The organism is Pontibacter akesuensis, assembly GCF_001611675.1.
Taxonomy (GTDB): Bacteria; Bacteroidota; Bacteroidia; order Cytophagales; family Hymenobacteraceae; genus Pontibacter; species Pontibacter akesuensis.
Map to the genome: position 1 here is coordinate 2,694,732 of NZ_CP014766.1, position 17,748 is coordinate 2,712,479.

Sequence of the window (17,748 nt, forward strand, 5' to 3'; positions counted from 1 at the left end):
GAAGCCATGTGGGACTACATCATTTTCATCGATACTGAGACCACGGGCATCCCGCTTGACTGGAAGGCACCCTATTCGGACGGGCGCAGCTGGCCCTACTCGGTGCAGATAGCCTGGCTACTGTACACGAAAGAAGGCAAGGAGCTGAAGTCGGAAGATCATTACATTTATGAGCCGGACATAGAGGTTTCAGCCGAATCATTCAAAATCCATGGCATTACGAAAGAGTTTTTGCAGGAAAACGGCAAGGACAGGAAAGCTGTGCTGTCGCTGCTGGCGCAGGACCTGGAGAAGTATAAACCGTTGGTGGTAGGCCACTTCATGCAACTCGATTACCACATGCTGGGCGTGGGCTTTCACCGGGCAAACCTGCCAAACCCGCTGCCGCAGCTTACCACGTTCTGCACCATGGACGTGACGGCCGGCTTTCTGTTGCCACCCCGCAAGAACTTTCTGCGCCTGGGCGAGCTGTACCAGCACCTGTTTCAGCAGCCGCTGGAGCTCCAGCACAACGCCTACTGGGATGCCAGGGCCACGGCCGCCTGCTTTTTCAGGCTGCAGGAGTTGGGGGAGATTTCGGCTGAATCCATTTTAGAAGCAGAAAGGCCAAAGCCGAAGAAGCCCTTTAACTTAACCCGAAACCTTGTAGCCCTGCTCACCTTGTTTATACTTGTTTGTTTGTTAATCCTTTGGCTATGAATGACAAAATAGAGTTTCTGAAAACAGTAAAGCCTTTCGATGTGCTGCCTGACGAGGTGCTGGCTGGTGTGGTAGGCTTGCTGCAGGAGGTGCGGTATACCAGAGACACAGCCATCTACCACCAGGAAGTCACGAAGATGAAAGGGGTGGACATTATTGTGGAGGGAGAGTATGAGGCCTTCTTCTACGACAGCGAACAGAACAAGCGCGTGATAGACCTGCACGGTCGGGGCTACTGCTATGGCGGCCTGTCGGTGCTGCTGAACAGGAAAAGATCACTGCGGTCGGTGATTGCCAAAAAGGGTACGCTGGTGTTTTTCCTGTCGCGGCAGGACTTCAAGCAGCTTTGCCAGGCCTATGAGGAGTTCTTCCACTTCTTCACCGCCGAATTTGGCCGGCGCATGCTCAACGATGCCTACGCTCACTTTGTGAAGCGCCCCACCGCGTTTGAGGAAAACTACATTGCCTCAGACCAGCTGTACTCCCGCAAGATAGAGTCGTTTGTGTACCGCGACCTGGTCACCTGCCCCAGCGATACACCGCTTTACGAGGCGGCCCAACTGATGGCCCGCAAAAAGGTCAGCTGCCTTTTTGTGCAGGATGCACAGCAGCGCATCGTCGGCTACATCACCGATATCACGCTGCGCGACGTGGTGGCGAAGCAGGTAAGCGTGCAGGAGCCGGTGTCGCTGGTAATGGCTAACCCGCTTGTCTCCATCAGCACCCAGGCCTATGCCTATGAGACCATCCTGCTGATGTTCCGTACCAAGAGCCAGTACCTGCTGATAGAAGGAGCCGGAGAAGGAAAATACCTCGGCTTTATCAGCCGCAACAAACTGCTGAGCGAGCAGGCGCAGTCGCCGTTCCTGTTTATTCAGTCGGTAAAGCTGGCCCAGTCGGTGGAGGAGCTAAAGCGGAAGTGGGACAAGGTGCCCGAAATTGTGTACCAACTCCTGAACCGCGGGGTAAAGCCTGAAATCGTGAACCAGGTCATCACCACCGTGTCGGATACCATTGCCCTGAAGGTAATTGAAGGCGTGATAGCAGAGGTGGGAACGCCGCCGGCCAAGTTCGTTTTCATGGTGCTCGGCAGCGAGGGCCGCAAAGAGCAAACCCTTAGCACCGACCAGGATAATGCCATCATTTACGAAGACAAGGCCAACGAGCAGCGGGAGCTGGTGCGGGCGTACTTCCTGAATTTCGCCGAGCAGGTGTCGGAGCGGCTGGATGCCATTGGCTTCAGTTTCTGCAAAGGCGGTTTTATGGCGAAGAATTCCAAGTGGACGCACTCGCTCTCGCACTGGAAGCGCAACTACACGAGCTGGATGAAGGAGCCCGACCCGGAGACGGTGATGAAATTCGCAACCTTTTTTGATTGCCGCTACATCTATGGCGAGGCCGCGATTATGGAGGAGCTGCGCGACTTCCTGGATCAGGAGCTGCAGGAACCACTTGATCGGTTCCTGTACCACATGGCCCGCAACGCGCTGCAGTATGAGCCGCCGCTTACCTTTTTCAAGAACATCAGAACCTTTACCGTGGATGGGCACGAGGTGTTCAACATCAAGAAAACAATGACACCGATCGTGGACCTGGTGCGGGTGTATGCGCTGCAGAAAAGGATATTTAAGACAAACACCGGCGAGCGCCTGAAAGAGTTAAAAGCCATTGGTGCTTTTACAGATACGGAGGTGCAGGAGCTGATGCAGTCTTACTACTACCTGATGAGCCTGAGGCTCAAAAAGCAGGCGGTACAGATCATTCAGGACAAGGCCGAGCCGGATAACTTTATCGACATCCGGAGCCTGACGAAAATTGAACAGGTGACGCTGAAAGAGATTTTCAAGACCATCGCGAACTTCCAGACAACGATAAAACTACAGTTCACCAAAGAGTTGTTTGGGTGATGCGCGGCCGTTAGCGTCACAACAAGGTACGCAAGTATAGCCGACATCGATGAAAGGGGGCAAGGCAATGGAAAACCTGTACAACCAGCTGTGGGAAGACAACCTTCCGAAGTACCGGATCGGTACAGTGGAGGTAGACCCGCTTCTGTCTTCCGGAGCGGATAACAGGTTTGGCATTACGCTGCTTTTCCGGCCAGACGGTGCGGTAAAAAAAAGCATCGGAAGCTTTCTGCAGGAGCTGGAGCGGCTGGAGCCTGAGCAATACTATTATCCCGCTTCCGATCTGCATGTTACGGTTATATCCATCATCTCCTGCCATCCGGGCTTTTCGCTGGACCAGGTAGCGGTAGCAGATTATGCGGCTTTGGTGAAAGAGAGTCTGGCAGCGGCTAAAAGCTTCGGGATCGGGTTCAGGGGGATCACGATCTCTCCGGCCGGCATTCTGGTGCAGGGCTTTCCGGCTACAGCGCAGCTGCAGGTGATGCGGCAAAGGCTCCGGGAAAACTTTAAAAGCTCCACCTTGATGCAGACCCTGGACAGCAGGTATGTTTTACAGACGGCACACTGCACGGTTGCAAGGTTCAAAGCGCCGCTCCGAAACCCCGAAAGGCTACTGCAGAAGCTGCAGGAGTATCGGCACCATCGCTTTGGAAGTATGGACGTAACGCGCGTGCTGCTGGTGCACAACGACTGGTATCAGAAGCAGGACCTGGTACAGCAATTAGCTGAAATAGAGTTACCTAGCTAAACGCTGTTGTAACACTATACTTTAACAAAAGGTGGAATTTATAGGGATAAAAGCAGTTAAGGCGCATTCTTGATGCAAATTGATGGATAACTGCCCACATTATTTTAGATTTGAAAAAGAAAGCAAATTTGATTTATAACTAGTAAGATGTTGAAATATTCAGGACAGACACGGATGCTTGTAGCCGTGGACTGCATCATATTCGGTTTTGATGGTGATAGCTACAAGCTTCTGCTCGTACAGCGCGGCATTGCGCCTGAAAAGCGGAAGTGGAGCCTGATGGGAGGCTTTGTGCAGCCTAACGAGAACCTGGATGAGGGGGCTATCAGGATATTGAAGGATCTTACCGGGCTCGATGATGTATACATGGAGCAGCTGCACACTTTCGGAGATCCCAGGCGTGACCCCGTGGAGCGCACGATCGCCGTGGCGTACGTTGCGCTGATCAACATCCAGAAGTATGAGAAGAAGATAAGCAAAGAGTACAATGCAGAGTGGTTTCCGCTGCAGGCCATGCCGGAGCTTATCTTTGACCACGGCAAAATGGTGGAAATGGCAAAGGACAGGCTCCGCTACAAGGCTTCGCTGCACCCGCTGCTGTTCGAGCTTTTGCCTGAGAAATTTACCCTGCCCCAGGTGCACGCACTTTACGAAGGGCTTTACGAAACGATATTCGACAAGCGCAACTTTAACCGAAAACTGCTCTCAACCAACCTTTTCATCAAGCAGACCGACAAGGAAAAAGAGAGCTCCAAGAAGGGAGCCTTCTTCTATAAGCTTGACCGCAGCAAGTATGCCAGTAACCTGCAGGCCTTCTTGAAGTTTATTCCAAACCCCGAGGAGTACCTGCTTTCCTGACACTTTAGGGCGATATTCTTTTTTACTTTCAAAATAAGTGTTAATTTGACACAAAATAAAAATGAAGGTGCCTGTGAAAGATATAGCTTATGTGATAGGGGTTGATTACGGAACTGACTCTGTCCGCTCCGTGCTGGTAAACGCCCTCAACGGAGAGGAGATATCCTCGTCTGTATATTATTACCCACGCTGGCAAAAGGGACTGCACTGCATCCCGAGCGAAAACCAGTTCAGGCAACACCCGCTGGATTATGTGGAAGGCCTGGAAAACACCATCAAAGAATGCATCAGCAAAGCTGGTGCAGACGTGGCTGCCCAGATCAAAGGCATCTCCATCGACACGACGGGATCTACGCCCATTGCCGTGGACAGAGCCGGAACGCCACTGGGCCTGTTGCCTGAGTTTAGCGAAAACCCTAATGCCATGTTTGTGCTCTGGAAAGACCACACGGCCATTGGCGAAGCAGCGGAAATAAACGAACACGCCACAAAATTCGATACCAACTACCTCAAGTATGTGGGCGGTATCTACTCCTCTGAATGGTTCTGGGCAAAGTTGCTGCACGTGCTCCGGGTAGATGAGCAGGTGCGCAATGCCTGCTTCTCGTGGGTAGAGCACTGTGATTGGATCCCGTTTCTGCTTATTGGCGGAAACGACGTGATGCAACTGAAGCGCAGCGTTTGCGCGGCCGGACACAAATCACTTTGGGCCGCCGAGTTCGGAGGCCTTCCCCCGAATAACTTCTTTTCTTCCCTCGATCCGCTGCTGGATGGTTTCACAGACCGCCTTTTCAAAGATGCGTACCCGTCTGATCAGGCAGCTGGCAACTTAAGCCAGGAGTGGGCCGACCGCCTGGGGCTTGGCACTGACGTGGTAGTGGGCGTAGGAGCCTTTGATGCGCACATGGGCGCCGTTGGCGGGCAGATAGAGCCCTACCACCTGAGCAAGGTAATGGGTACCTCCACCTGCGACATGCTGGTGGCGCCTATTGCCGAGGTAGAGGACAAGCTGGTAGGAGGCATCTGTGGCCAGGTACCTGGTTCTGTTATTCCTGCCATGATGGGCCTGGAAGCCGGGCAATCCGCTTTCGGCGACACGTATGCCTGGTTTAAAAGACTGCTGATCTGGCCGCTGGAGCAACTGCTTTCTCAATCTACAGTTATTTCAGCGGAAACGGCTGAGGCGCTGTTGCAGGAAGTATCGGACAGAATCATACCTGAGCTGACAAAGCAGGCGGAGCAACTGCCGCTCACAGAAAGCGATGCCTTTGCCATCGACTGGTTTAACGGCCGTCGCACACCGGATGCCAACCAGCTGTTGAAGGGAGCCATACTTGGGCTGGGCCTGGGCAGCGATGCCCCACGGGTGTTCCGTGCGCTGGTAGAGGCCACTTGTTTTGGGGCAAAGAGCATTGTGGATCGCTTCGAGGAGCAGGGCGTGCCGGTAAAAGGACTAATCGGTCTGGGAGGCGTGGCCCGTAAATCACCGTTCATCATGCAGATGATGGCTGATGTGATGAACATGCCGATCCGCATCCACAAGTCGGAGCAGACCTGCGCGATTGGAGCGGCGATGTTTGCTGCCACCGTGGCCGGCGTGTATGACAAAGTAGAGGAGGCCATGGAGGCGATGGGGCAGGGCTTTGATGCCGAATACTTCCCGGACAGCACACGCACCGCCCTGTATGCCCGCCGCTACGAGCAGTATAAAGTGCACGGCAAGGCAATTGAAAACCTGGTGCCGCCTGCCAAACTGCAGGTAACAGACAAGCAGGAAGAAGTGGTAAGATAAGCAACAGCATGAGCAAGTATCAGGACATAAGACAAAGTGCCTACGAGGCAAACATGGAGTTGCCCAAACTAGGGCTCGTATTATTTACATTCGGCAACGTGAGTGCCGCCGACCGGGAGCAGGGCGTCTTTGCCATTAAACCAAGCGGCGTTCCTTATGCAGACCTGTCGCCGGAAAACATGGTGATCGTTGATTTTGACGGCAATACCGTGGAAGGCAACATGCGTCCTTCTTCCGATACCAAAACCCATGCAGTGCTGTACAAGCACTGGGAGAAGATCGGCGGCATTGTGCATACCCACTCCACCTACGCCACCTCCTGGGCACAGGCACAGCGCGATATTCCCATCTACGGCACCACCCACGCCGACCATAACACTGTGGACATTCCGTGTGCCCCACCCATGAGCGATGAAATGATCCAGGGGAATTACGAATACCAGACAGGCTTCCAGATCATGGATTACCTGCGGGACAAAGGCATGAGCTACGAGGAGGTGGAGATGGTGCTGGTAGGCAACCATGCGCCCTTTACCTGGGGCAAAACGGCAGCCAAAGCCGTGTATAACAGCGCCGTGCTGGAGGAAGTGGCCCGCATGGCTTTTTTAACCGAGCAGATCCGGCCTGATGCGCCACGCTTGCAGGATTCGCTCATCAAAAAGCATTACGAGCGCAAGCACGGCCCTGACTCCTACTATGGGCAATAAAGCCGGCTTGTTTGCCGGTTAAAAATATGTTGGATGAGGCGGGATAGTAGTTGCATTTAAGTGCTAAGTAAATGAAGATAATTTCATAATTTCAAATTTCTACAAACCAAAAACACTAAAGCTATCTCTACATGACAGCCGGATTCTCGACACTAGACTATATCGTCTTCGTACTTTATGCCTTGATTATCCTCTCCCTTGGACTCTGGGTATCCAGAACCAAGAAAGGAGTAGAAAAAACATCACAGGAGTATTTTCTGGCTGACAAGTCCCTGACTTGGTGGGCGGTGGGCGCCTCCCTGATTGCCGCTAACATTTCTGCCGAGCACTTTATCGGCACCTCCGGTTCCGGTTTTGCCATCGGTCTCGCTATTTCGGCCTACGAGTGGATGGCCGCTGTGGCGCTGATCATTGTGGCGAAGTTCTTCCTGCCTGTGTTTATCGACAAGGGCATTTATACCATGCCACAGTTCCTTAACCAGCGTTTCAACAGGGGCGTAAGTACAGCCTTTGCTGTTTTCTGGCTGTTGGTGTACGTTTTCGTAAACCTTACCTCAGTGAGTTACCTGGGCGCACTCGCCATGGAGAGCATCATGGGCGTGCCGCTTCAGTACGGTATCATCGGCCTGCTGCTTTTCTCTGCGATCTATTCCATTTACGGTGGCCTTGAGGCTGTAGCCTGGACAGACGTGGTACAGGTGGTATTCATGGTAGGCGGTGGTCTTTTGACGACGTACCTGGCTTTGGATGCCGTAGGTGCTGGGGAGGGTATCTTCGCCGGTCTTGCTAACCTGTACGAAAGAGCCAGAGAGCACTTTACCATGGTTATCCCGGAGGGCAAAATTTATGTGCCGGATGGTTCAGGTGGGTTGAAAGATGCCTTTATAGACTTACCGGGTATCGCTGTTATCGCAGGTGCCATGTGGGCCACCAACCTGGGCTACTGGGGCTTTAACCAGTACATCATCCAGAAAGGTCTGGCTGCCAAAAGTATAAACGAAGCAAAAAGAGGACTTCTTTTCGCTGGATACCTCAAAATCTTAATGCCGATTATCGTGGTTATACCTGGTATTGCGGCTTACGTACTTCTTAACGCACACACCCCGGAAGAGCTTGCTGCCATACTTGGTAAATCAGTAGGGGAGATCGGCACTATTGCAAAATCTGACCAGGCCTACCCTTGGCTGTTGAAGAACTTTGTTCCATCCGGTATCCGTGGACTGGCTTTTGCCGCCCTGGCCGCAGCCATTGTTTCTTCCCTGGCCTCCATGGTGAACAGTACCGCCACCATCTTTACAATGGACATTTACAATCCATACTTCAAGCCGAACGCTACCAGCCGCCAGTTGGTGCGCGTGGGTCGAATTGTGGCCATTGTGTCGCTGGGAATCGCTGCTATTGTGGCTCCTCAGCTAAGCTCGCTTGATCAGGTGTTCCAGTATATTCAGGAGTACACCGGTTATATCTACCCAGGTGTGGTAGCCGTATTTGGAATGGGCCTTTTCTGGAGACAGATTACAGCAAACGCCGCGCTCTGGACAGCCATCGCGACTATTCCGGCAGGTATCATCTTCAAGGTAATTAGCCCAGACATGCCGTTCCTGCTCCGCATGGGTTATGTGTTCATCATCCTTTGCGTGATTGCCTCGGTTATCAGCTTTGCAGAGACAGGCGTAAAGGTTAAGTCACCGCTTCCGCCTGAGAGCAGACAGCGTAAGATTGCAGGGTTCTCCTATGTATTCTTTGTGTTGGGGCTCATCACGCTGATTGCCGGCTTTATCTACACGCCGGAATACAGCTACTACGGCATCGAGTCGCTCTTCTTCCTGGCGGCCTTGTTCCTGATGATCGGCATCATTTTGTACACCAACGCCAAGATGCCACTCTCTGATCCGAAGGCCATTGTGTCGGATCCGGTGCTCTTTAACACGGGCACGCCATTCAACATTGGCGCCGCGGGTATTGTGCTCATTATTGGATTGATTTACTACTTCCTGTGGTATTAACGTAGACAGAGGGTGTTGCAGCAAACGAGCTGCAACACCCTCTTTTTTGCCAAAATTTATTATTGTAAAAAACACACTTTATCTATGGTAGACTTAAAGCAGTTCGAAATCTGGTTTGTGACAGGCAGCCAGCATTTATATGGCGAGGAAACGCTGCGCCAGGTAGCGGAGCACTCGCAGCAAATAGCACAGGGCCTTGACCAGGCGGGACAGGTACCGGTGAAGGTGGTGTTCAAGCCGGTGGTAAAAACAACAGAAGAGATCTACCGCATCTGCCAGGACGCAAACGTAGCCGAGAACTGCGTGGGCGTAGTAGCCTGGATGCACACTTTCTCTCCGGCAAAAATGTGGATCGGTGGACTGAAAATACTCAAGAAGCCACTGCTGCACCTGCACACCCAGTTTAACCGCGATATCCCGTGGAGCTCCATCGATATGGACTTCATGAACCTGAACCAAAGTGCGCACGGCGACCGTGAGTTCGGCTTTATCGTGTCGCGGCTGCGCATGAACCGCAAGGTGGTGGTGGGCCACTGGCAGGACAGCGATGTGCTGGGGCAGGTAGGTGCATGGGCACGCGTGGCCTGCGGCTGGCACGACTGGCAGGGAGCCAAGTTTGCCCGCTTCGGCGATAACATGCGCTTTGTAGCCGTAACCGAAGGCGACAAAGTAGAGGCTGAGATGAAGTTTGGCTTCTCCGTGAACACCTACGGCATCGGCGACCTGGTAAAAGTGATCAACCAGGTAAGCGATGGGGAAATAGACACGCTGACAAAGGAGTATGAGGAGCGCTACGCCGTGGTGGAAAAACTGCGCAAAGGCGGTGAACAGTACAACTCGCTGCGTGAGGCGGCTAAAATAGAGATCGGCCTGCGTGCGTTCCTGGAGGACGGCAACTTTAAAGGCTTCTCCGATACGTTCGAGGACCTGCACGGCATGGCGCAGTTGCCAGGTATAGCCGCCCAGCGCCTGATGGCACAGGGCTATGGCTTTGCCGGCGAAGGCGACTGGAAAACAGCTGCCCTGGTGCGTGCCATGAAAGTAATGGGAAGTGGCCTGGAAGGAGGAAACGCCTTTATGGAAGACTATACGTACCATTTCGATCCTAAAAACCAACTGGTACTGGGCTCGCACATGCTGGAGATTGATGAGTCTATCGCCAGTGGAAAACCTTCGTGCGAGGTGCATCCGTTAGGGATAGGAGGCAAGCAAGATCCGGTGCGCCTGGTGTTTAACGTAGTGGGCGGCCCGGCGCTGAACGCTTCTATCATCGACATGGGCAACCGCTTCAGACTGCTGGTGAACGAGGTAGAGGCAGTAGAGCCTCAGGAAGACCTGCCGAACCTGCCGGTGGCACGCGTGCTCTGGAAACCGTACCCGGATATGAAAACAGGCTGTGCTGCCTGGATATTGGCTGGCGGTGCGCACCATACCTGCTACAGCCAGAACCTGAGCTCAGAGCAGCTGCAGGACTTTGCTGACATCGCAGGCATTGAATCGGTGGTAATCGATAAGGACACGAAACTGCGCCAGCTGCAGAATGAGCTGCGTTGGAGCGAAGTATACTATCAGATAAATAAAACCTTTTAGCCAACTAAAGGTCAGGTGCAAAGCGAAGAAGCGGGCCAATCAATCCGTGATTCGCTTTGCACCACTAAAACAGCTCCGCTTACGGCTGCTGAAAAAAGTTCTTAATGTAAGGGTCCGTATAATCGGCGATGTAGCCGATCACGTTGTCGTACTGGGCAAAGTCCTCTTTGGGGTGCGCCGTGGTGATCACAACACACCGCATACCTGCGTTCCGGGCTGCCTCTACGCCTTTGGGTGCATCCTCGAACACAATGCAAGCTGCTGGAGCTGTGTTTAGCTTCTCGGCGGCTTTCAGAAATGTTTCCGGGTCGGGCTTGCTGGTGGAGACATCATCGGCACTAACCAGGGCATCAAAGTACTGGCGGATATTCAGGTTGTCGATCACAAAACCGATGTTGTCGGTGATGGCGGCAGAGGCAATGGCCATTTTAACGTTAGCGGCAGCTGCCTGGGCCAGGAAATCCTGCAGCCCGTTGATTAGCTCCAGGTGGGGCTTATAGGCTGTTTGGTAGTAGTTCTCTTTTTTAGAAGACAGTTCTTCAATTTCATTTTTCTCGAAATGATCTTCTCCGAATATGCGAACCAGCACCTCAGCATTCTTGCCGTACATTTCCTGCTTTACTTCCTCAAACGTAAGGTCTGCGCCCAGGTCTTCGGCAAGTATGTGGTACCAGGCTTTGGCATGAAAGGCCATATCGTCAATAATTGTCCCGTTCAGGTCGAAGAGAAAAGCGGTGGTTTTAGATGGCATTAGTTACAAGTATAAAGTGAAAGCAGGTTGTAAGGAAGGGAATTTCGTATTTAAACTACAGGGTTCAAAAGTATTGCAGCCCCATCAAATGTAAGGTCGAAAACCTTTCCCTCCCAACGCACCAGTGCTTGAAACGGGACAAGCAGACCATAAGTTTATTTAAAGCAGGCATGCAGCCCTATAAAACGGCGAAGCGTGAACCTGATTGATGACGAAGAGAGAAAGCAATACAGCAGATTAAAGCATGAAGACTTTGGAAGAGACGATTCATCAGAAGTTCAAAAGCATGTTCCAGGCAGAGCCCATCCTCGTGCGTTCACCGGGGCGTGTCAACCTGATTGGGGAGCACACGGATTACAACGAGGGATTTGTGCTTCCGGCAGCGATCAACAAGGAAATATACTTTGCCATTGCCTTCAACAATTCGGACAGGCTCCGCTTTCACTCCCACGACATGGAGGAAAACGCGGAGTTTGAATTGAATGCTATCAGCAAAACCAACATTGGCTGGGCAAATTACCTGTTGGGTGTAGTGAAGCAGTTCCAGCAGGCGAACCTGCAGGTGAAGGGCTTTGACCTGGTGTTTGGCGGGAACATTCCGATCGGGGCGGGGCTGTCCTCGTCTGCGGCGGTGGAATGCGGCCTGGCCTTTGCACTCGACCACCTGCACGGTTTTGGGCTGGAGCGGCTCACGATGGTAAAGATGGCGCAGAAGGCCGAGCACGAGTTTGCGGGCGTACTATGCGGCATCATGGACCAGTTTGCCAGTATGTTTGGCAGGCAGCAACATGCCGTAAAGTTGGATTGCCGCTCCCTGGCCTATGAGTATTTTCCGGTGGATATGCATGACTACCGCATCGTGCTGTGTGATACCCAGGTAAAGCACTCACTGGCTTCATCTGAATACAATACGCGTCGGAAAGAATGTGAGACGGGGGTAGCGCTGCTGCAGCAGCATTACCCGGAGGTGCAAAGCCTGCGGGATACCACTGTAGCGATGCTGGAGCAGCACCAGGCGGAGTTTGATACGGTGGTGTACAAGCGCTGCAAGTATATCGTGCTGGAAAATGCGCGGGTGGAGGAGGCGTGCCGGCACCTGCAGCGCGGCGAGATGCAGGCCTTTGGCCAGAACATGTATGCCTCGCATGCGGGGCTGCAGCACGACTATGAGGTGAGCTGCCCCGAGCTGGACTTCCTGGTGGCAGAGGCAAAGAAGCAGGAAGGGGTGCTGGGTGCCCGCATGATGGGCGGCGGCTTCGGGGGGTGCACGATTAACTTGGTGCGGCTCCAGGAGATTGATGCTTTTATAGCACAGCAGCAGCAGGCTTACCAGCGCCAGTTCGGCGTTAACCTTAAAACGTATCTGGCAGAAATAGTAGACGGCTCCAGCCTGGTGGCGCAGCCCGAGACAAAGAAAGCATAGCGGCAGAACACAGGCTTACACCTAACTGATTTGAAGTATGGCAGCATTTGATTTAGCAGAACATCCGCACCGCCGGTACAACCCATTAAGCGGCGAATGGGTGCTCGTGTCGCCGCACCGGGCCAAGCGGCCGTGGCAGGGGCAGCAGGAGAAAGTGACGAAGGCTGAGCGGCCACAGTATGACCCCACCTGTTACCTGTGTCCCTCCAACGAGCGGATCGGCGGGGAGCGTAACCCGGCTTATACGTCTACCTATATCTTTCAGAACGACTTTGCGGCTTTAACAGAAGACACACCCGAAGGCGGCTTTCGCAAGGGCGGCCTTTTGAAGGCCGAGAGTGAGCGCGGCATCTGCAAGGTGCTCTGCTTTTCGCCCCGCCACGACCTGACGCTGGCCGACATGGAAGTGAGCGACATCCGGAAAGTAGTGGATCTGTGGCAGCGGGAGTATGCGGAACTGGGCAGTTTGGACTACATCAACCACGTCCAGATTTTCGAGAACAAGGGCGCGGCCATGGGCTGCAGCAACCCGCACCCGCACGGCCAGATATGGGCCCAGAGCACGGTGCCAGCAGCCCCAGCCCAGGAAACAAAGCAACAGCAGGCATACTTTCAAGAGCACGGCCGCAGCCTGCTGCAGTATTACGTGGCGCTGGAACTGGAGGAGAAGGAGCGGCTGCTGTACCAGAACGAGCATTTTGTGGTGCTGGTGCCTTTTTGGGCGGTGTGGCCCTTCGAGACCATGATTCTGCCCAAAAAGCACCTGCAGCACATCGGGCAGTTGGGAGAGGATGAGAAGACTGCCTTTGCCGATGCCATCAAGCAGCTGACGGCCATGTACGACCGCTTGTTTGACGTTTCCTTCCCTTATTCAGCCGGCATTCACCAAAGCCCCACAGATGGTGGGAACAATGAAGCCTGGCACTGGCACATGCATTTCTACCCGCCGTTGCTGCGTTCGGCCACGGTGAAGAAGTTTATGGTGGGTTACGAAATGCTGGGCGATCCGCAGCGCGACATCACCCCGGAAACCAGTGCCGAGCGGCTTCGGAGCCTGCTGTAACGGAGTTACATGAGGTTAGCATTGGGCAGGTATAAACCCGACAAGCATAGTTCTTAACAGCGGCTACAGTCCGGTGTTACCTGGAAGTATAACAAGTATAAATCAGAAGTATGAAAGGAGCGAAGTATAAGCCGAAATCCTTTTTTACGAATCAGTCAACTAAATCAGCAACCGCAAAACACTTAATATGAAGTATAGAAAACTAGTGGTGCTTTGCCTGGGCATGTTCCTGGCAATCAACCTGCAGGCTCAGTCTCCGAACCAGGAGCAGCCCTTACGCAAAGATATCATTGTGCATGACCCGGTCATGATCAAGCAGGACGATACCTACTACCTCTTCAGCACGGGAAACGGAATCGCGATGTGGTCCTCGAAGGACATGGAGAACTGGAAGTTTGAGCGGCCGGTGTTCGATGCGCCGCCGCAGTGGGCGGTAGAGGCGATTCCGGGCTTCAAGGGCCACATCTGGGCACCGGACATCAGCTACCACGACGGCAAGTATTACCTCTACTACTCGGTGTCGGCGTTTGGCAAGAATACATCGGCCATCGGTTTGGCCACCAGCCCCACGCTGGATGCGTCTGACCCGAACTACAAGTGGACGGACCATGGCAAGATCATTCAGTCCTACCCGGGCAAAACCAACTGGAACGCCATCGACCCGAACCTGATCACGGATAAGAAAGGAACGCCGTACCTCTCCTTCGGGTCTTTCTGGAACGGGCTGCCCATCGTGAAGCTCACCAAAGACCGGATGCAGATCGCCGAGAAACCGGAGAACCTGCAGATTATTGCCAGCCGCAAGAAAGACCTTTCAGCGCCCAATCCGCCTTCTGTTGACAACAACCCGGTAGACGCGGGCGGCAACGCCATCGAAGCGCCTTTCATCTTCCGCAAGGGCAACTACTACTACCTTTTTGCCTCGATCGATTACTGCTGCAAAGGCGTGAACAGCACTTATAAGATGATTGTGGGACGGTCTAAAAAGCTAAAAGGCCCTTACCTGGATAAAGAAGGGAAGTCGCTGCAAACAGGCGGCGGCACCATCCTGCTCACCGGCGACAGCAACTGGCACGGCGTGGGACACAACGCGGTGGAAACATTCGACGGCAAAGACTACATCATTTTCCATGGCTATGATGCCCAGGACGAGGGTAAGCCAAAGCTGCGGATCGAGGAGCTCCGCTGGACTGAAAAAGGTTGGCCCGAGGTGATGACGAAGGAGTAATTCATACTTCGTAAATATAAACCTGCCTCTTATACTTGTGGGAGCTGCCATTCTTACAGGGGCTCCCACAAGTATAACGCAGAATCGTAACAGGCTGAATTTTACTTGTGCAGAAGATGTTTCCGAAAAAGGAGATCGAACAATTTCTCTTCTGAAAGCCAAAGCCATACTTCATATCGTACCTATGAACATCAAACCCTTTCTTTTCATACTTCTGCTACTCCCGGTAATGGGATTCGCGCAGGAGAGCAAGCTGGAGGCTTTTCCGCTGGCTGCTGTGCAGCTACAGGACAGCCCGTTCCGGCAGGCGCAGCAAACAGACATGCAATACATCCTGGCGCTGGACCCGGACAGGCTGCTGGCGCCGTACCTGCGGGAGGCGGGAATTAAACCAAAGGCGGAGAGCTACGGGAACTGGGAAAACACCGGCCTAGACGGGCACACCGGCGGCCACTACCTCACGGCGCTGTCGCTGATGTATGCGGCCACCGAAAACAAGGAACTGCTGCAGCGGCTGAATTACATGGTGGACCAGTTGGAGGCCTGCCAGCAGAAGAACGGCAACGGCTACATTGGTGGCGTACCGGGCGGCGAAGCCATGTGGCAGAACATCGCGAAAGGAAACATTGATGCAGAAACCTTCTCGCTGAACGACAAATGGGTGCCCTGGTACAACATCCACAAACTCTACGCTGGCCTACGGGATGCCTATTTGTTTACCGGCAACGAGAAGGCGAAGGATATGCTCGTGAAGCTATCGGACTGGAGCCTGGACCTGACCAAAAACCTGACGGATGCGCAAATGCAGGACATGCTGCGCAGCGAACACGGCGGCATGAACGAGGTGTTTGCCGATGTGGCGGAAATAACCGGCGACAAGAAATACCTGGAGCTGGCCCGGCGGTTCTCACACCGTGCCATACTTGATCCCCTGCTTGCCGGGAAAGACGAACTGACGGGCATGCACGCCAACACGCAAATACCAAAGGTGATCGGTTACAAGCGCGTGGCAGAAGTAGGAGGAGACCCTGCCTGGGCGGGAGCAGCGGGCTTTTTCTGGAACACTGTCATCAACGACAGAACGGTTTCCATCGGGGGCAACAGCGTGCGTGAGCATTTCCATCCCACCAACGATTTCTCGCCGATGCTGGAGTCCAGGGAAGGGCCGGAGACCTGCAACACCTACAACATGCTGAAGCTCTCCAAGCAGCTGTACTTAACAGAGGCCTCGGCCGAGTACATCGACTACTACGAGCGCGGCCTGTACAACCACATCCTGTCGTCGCAGCACCCCACCCGGGGAGGCTTCGTATACTTCACGCCCATGCGCCCACGGCATTACCGGGTATACTCCAAACCGGAAGATGCCTTCTGGTGCTGTGTCGGCTCCGGGCTGGAGAACCACGGCAAGTATGGCGAGCTGATCTATGCGCACAACGAAAAGGACCTGTTCGTAAACCTGTTCATTCCCTCCACGCTGGACTGGAAGGAGCGGGGCATCACCCTGACGCAAAGCACAAACTTCCCCTACGAAGAAGCCACCGCGCTCAAGCTGTCGCTCAAAAAGCCGCAGAAGTTTGCCCTGAACATCAGGAAACCAGGCTGGATACAGGAGGGAGGCCTGCAGGTGCTGGTGAACAACAAAAGAGTGAAAGCAACCACAACTCCCGGCTCCGCCTACGTAACCGTAGCGCGCAAATGGAAATCCGGGGATGTGGTGACGGTATCGCTGCCTATGGAGACGAAGGCCGAGTACCTGCCTGATTCTTCCGGTTGGGTGTCGTTCGTGCATGGCCCCATTGTGCTGGCCGCTGTAACAGATAAAACAGATCTGGAAGGCTTAGTAGCCGATGGCAGCCGCATGGGCCACATCGCCAACGGCCCGCTGTACTCCATTGAAGAGGCGCCCGTGCTGGTTTCCAGAGACAAAGATGTTGCCGCTGGCATAACCCCTGTGGCAGGTAAGCCCCTCACCTTTACAGCCGCCAGCCTGATTGCGTCGGATAAGTATAAAAACGTGGAACTGGTGCCCTTTTTCCAGGTGCACGATGCGCGCTACATGGTGTATTGGCCTGTATCGACGCCGGAGGCGCTGGAAGCCCGGCAGCAGGCGCTCCGGGAGGAGGAAAGCGTGAAGATGTTGCTGGAGGCCAGTACTGTGGACCGAGTAGTGCCGGGAGAGCAGCAACCCGAGTCAGACCACAACTACAAGGGCGAGCAAACAGAATCCGGCGTATTCCGCGACCGCCACTGGCGCCACGCCAGCCGGTGGTTCAGCTACGACCTACGCAACAAGAACAAGGAGGGCCGCAAACTGCGCGTCACCTACTATGGCCTCGACAAAGACCGCAGCTTTGACATTTATGTGAACGACAAGCTCCTGAAAACCGTGCAACTGGATGGAGCCCAGGGAGACACGTTTTTCAACGTGGATTACGAGCTCCCTGACAAAGTCATCAACAGCGCCCCAGCTAACGTTTTGACTGTAAAGTTTGTAGCCCACAATGGTTCTGTGGCAGGAGGGATTTACGATGTGCGGTTGTTGAAGTGAGATTTAAGTTGGAGGGGTGGTTTGTAGGTAGTTTAATAGCACCTGCACGAATGCATTTAAACGGATCAAATCTTGACTGCTTTTAACAGGAGCGGTGTAAAGCACCAGGGACTAACAAATTAATATCAGCCCATGTGCTCTTGGGTTTAAAAAAAATATTGTACTATTCTAAAGTATATTACAAATAATTATAGTTATCATTAGATTGATGTATTTAATGACATGAATTGGAAGTTGCCCACTGCACTTATATACGACTAAAAGAATAGAACTATAGCCGACTTTGGCACTGCCCGTTCTTATGTAGCAGTTTGTGTCTATTTTTACAGCTTCTTGACCTATCTCAAGCCTACGCACTTGTTTAACCTACCTTTATGTCTTAATAGCTGTATAGGTACCATTATATAGCAGATGCCTATTATAGT

Annotated in this window: 13 protein-coding genes; 12 read left to right on the top strand and 1 reads right to left on the bottom strand. The window is 53.3% G+C overall.

What is annotated here, in order from left to right; all coding sequences use genetic code 11:
• The first annotated feature begins 6 nt into the window (after positions 1-6).
• The 8 genes from A0W33_RS11540 to araA all read left to right on the top strand — a co-directional run bounded on the left by A0W33_RS11540 (position 7) and on the right by araA (position 10,307).
• Positions 7-699 carry a 3'-5' exonuclease gene (locus A0W33_RS11540; protein WP_068838277.1) on the top strand — a complete coding sequence of 231 codons (693 nt, stop codon included), beginning with the start codon at positions 7-9 and terminating at the stop codon, positions 697-699.
• Complete coding sequence (locus tag A0W33_RS11545; protein ID WP_068838278.1) at positions 696-2,606, top strand: DUF294 nucleotidyltransferase-like domain-containing protein; 1,911 nt, start codon at positions 696-698, stop codon at positions 2,604-2,606. The genes A0W33_RS11540 and A0W33_RS11545 overlap by 4 nt, the downstream gene beginning before the upstream one ends.
• 67 nt (positions 2,607-2,673) lie before the next feature.
• Complete coding sequence (locus A0W33_RS11550; RefSeq protein WP_068840085.1) at positions 2,674-3,354, top strand: 2'-5' RNA ligase family protein; 681 nt, start codon at positions 2,674-2,676, stop codon at positions 3,352-3,354.
• A gap of 147 nt (positions 3,355-3,501) precedes the next feature.
• The gene (locus A0W33_RS11555; RefSeq protein ID WP_068838279.1) at positions 3,502-4,212 is read left to right on the top strand and encodes an NUDIX hydrolase; all 711 of its coding nucleotides are present in this window, start codon (positions 3,502-3,504) and stop codon (positions 4,210-4,212) included.
• Positions 4,213-4,285: 73 nt separating this feature from the next.
• Entirely contained in the window at positions 4,286-6,004 is a 1,719-nt protein-coding gene (locus tag A0W33_RS11560; protein WP_229802164.1) for a ribulokinase, read from the top strand.
• Positions 6,005-6,012: 8 nt separating this feature from the next.
• A complete protein-coding gene (locus A0W33_RS11565; protein WP_068838281.1) occupies positions 6,013-6,711 on the top strand; it encodes an L-ribulose-5-phosphate 4-epimerase in 699 nt (232 codons plus the stop codon).
• A 131-nt stretch (positions 6,712-6,842) separates the two neighbouring features.
• Complete coding sequence (locus tag A0W33_RS11570; RefSeq protein WP_068838282.1) at positions 6,843-8,717, top strand: sodium:solute symporter family transporter; 1,875 nt, start codon at positions 6,843-6,845, stop codon at positions 8,715-8,717.
• A gap of 84 nt (positions 8,718-8,801) precedes the next feature.
• Positions 8,802-10,307, top strand: a complete 1,506-nt coding sequence (araA, locus tag A0W33_RS11575; protein ID WP_068838283.1) for an L-arabinose isomerase — start codon at positions 8,802-8,804, stop codon at positions 10,305-10,307.
• Between the two features lie 79 nt (positions 10,308-10,386).
• Here araA and A0W33_RS11580 read toward each other — a convergent pair whose 3' ends face one another.
• Positions 10,387-11,058, bottom strand: a complete 672-nt coding sequence (locus A0W33_RS11580; RefSeq protein WP_068838284.1) for an HAD family hydrolase — start codon at positions 11,056-11,058, stop codon at positions 10,387-10,389.
• A 244-nt stretch (positions 11,059-11,302) separates the two neighbouring features.
• On the opposite strand from A0W33_RS11580, the gene A0W33_RS11585 reads away from it, so the two are divergent.
• The 4 genes from A0W33_RS11585 (at position 11,303) to A0W33_RS11600 (ending at position 17,323) form a co-directional block, all read left to right on the top strand.
• Positions 11,303-12,481 carry a galactokinase gene (locus A0W33_RS11585; RefSeq protein ID WP_068838285.1) on the top strand — a complete coding sequence of 393 codons (1,179 nt, stop codon included), beginning with the start codon at positions 11,303-11,305 and terminating at the stop codon, positions 12,479-12,481.
• 37 nt (positions 12,482-12,518) lie between these two features.
• On the top strand, positions 12,519-13,544 hold the full coding sequence (locus tag A0W33_RS11590) for a UDP-glucose--hexose-1-phosphate uridylyltransferase (protein ID WP_068838286.1): 1,026 nt from the start codon (positions 12,519-12,521) through the stop codon (positions 13,542-13,544).
• 187 nt (positions 13,545-13,731) lie between these two features.
• Positions 13,732-14,772, top strand: coding sequence for an arabinan endo-1,5-alpha-L-arabinosidase (locus tag A0W33_RS11595; protein WP_082815210.1), 1,041 nt, complete (start codon positions 13,732-13,734; stop codon positions 14,770-14,772).
• A 184-nt stretch (positions 14,773-14,956) separates the two neighbouring features.
• The gene (locus A0W33_RS11600; protein WP_068838287.1) at positions 14,957-17,323 is read left to right on the top strand and encodes a glycoside hydrolase family 127 protein; all 2,367 of its coding nucleotides are present in this window, start codon (positions 14,957-14,959) and stop codon (positions 17,321-17,323) included.
• Positions 17,324-17,748: the final 425 nt, after the last annotated feature.

Bases quoted from the DNA above. Each gene is read 5' to 3' on its own strand.
- A0W33_RS11540 (WP_068838277.1), top strand. From the start codon at position 7: ATGTGGGACTACATCATTTTCATCGATACTGAGACCACGGGCATCCCG.
- A0W33_RS11545 (WP_068838278.1), top strand. From the start codon at position 696: ATGAATGACAAAATAGAGTTTCTGAAAACAGTAAAGCCTTTCGATGTG.
- A0W33_RS11550 (WP_068840085.1), top strand. From the start codon at position 2,674: ATGGAAAACCTGTACAACCAGCTGTGGGAAGACAACCTTCCGAAGTAC.
- A0W33_RS11555 (WP_068838279.1), top strand. From the start codon at position 3,502: ATGTTGAAATATTCAGGACAGACACGGATGCTTGTAGCCGTGGACTGC.
- A0W33_RS11565 (WP_068838281.1), top strand. From the start codon at position 6,013: ATGAGCAAGTATCAGGACATAAGACAAAGTGCCTACGAGGCAAACATG.
- A0W33_RS11570 (WP_068838282.1), top strand. From the start codon at position 6,843: ATGACAGCCGGATTCTCGACACTAGACTATATCGTCTTCGTACTTTAT.
- araA (WP_068838283.1), top strand. From the start codon at position 8,802: ATGGTAGACTTAAAGCAGTTCGAAATCTGGTTTGTGACAGGCAGCCAG.
- A0W33_RS11580 (WP_068838284.1), bottom strand. From the start codon at position 11,058: ATGCCATCTAAAACCACCGCTTTTCTCTTCGACCTGAACGGGACAATT.
- A0W33_RS11585 (WP_068838285.1), top strand. From the start codon at position 11,303: ATGAAGACTTTGGAAGAGACGATTCATCAGAAGTTCAAAAGCATGTTC.
- A0W33_RS11590 (WP_068838286.1), top strand. From the start codon at position 12,519: ATGGCAGCATTTGATTTAGCAGAACATCCGCACCGCCGGTACAACCCA.
- A0W33_RS11595 (WP_082815210.1), top strand. From the start codon at position 13,732: ATGAAGTATAGAAAACTAGTGGTGCTTTGCCTGGGCATGTTCCTGGCA.
- A0W33_RS11600 (WP_068838287.1), top strand. From the start codon at position 14,957: ATGAACATCAAACCCTTTCTTTTCATACTTCTGCTACTCCCGGTAATG.